This is a genomic window from Methylobacterium nigriterrae, assembly GCF_037106235.1.
Taxonomy (GTDB): Bacteria; Pseudomonadota; Alphaproteobacteria; order Rhizobiales; family Beijerinckiaceae; genus Methylobacterium; species Methylobacterium nigriterrae.
Window position 1 is genome coordinate 1 of the sequence record NZ_JBAWTG010000632.1, and the last position, 354, is coordinate 354.

Annotated in this window: 1 protein-coding gene; it reads right to left on the reverse strand. The window is 63.8% G+C overall.

The genetic code is table 11. The features are described from left to right. Window positions 1–93 precede the first annotated feature (93 nt). Window positions 94–354 (reverse strand): hypothetical protein (locus WDW90_RS38540; protein ID WP_336492927.1); only part of this gene is annotated, 261 nt, incomplete at its 5' end.

Genomic DNA, 354 nt, shown 5'->3' on the forward strand with positions numbered 1-354 from the left:
GGCTGGAATGACAAGGCAGCTCTCCCAAAAAGCAGCCTTGAATCAGATCTCGCCTCGACCCGGTAGACCCAAATCTTAAATCCTCACCACAGCCTAGAGTATCCGCCCTCGCGTTTCGACCCCGAGGGTAAGCACGAGCGGAGCGGCGATGAGGAAGCCGCCCGCGCCGACCTGGAAGGCAACGGCCGTGCCGCCGGCCTGGACGAGGACCGGGACGATCATCAGGCCCAGGCCCGCAGCCTCGTCGTCGAGACGCTTACTCGGACAGATGGGGTGATTGGGGTCAGGCCGCGGTTCGGCTGAAGGCGGCTGCTCCTGTCGAGATGTGAGATCGTGGTCGACGTCGGATCGCCA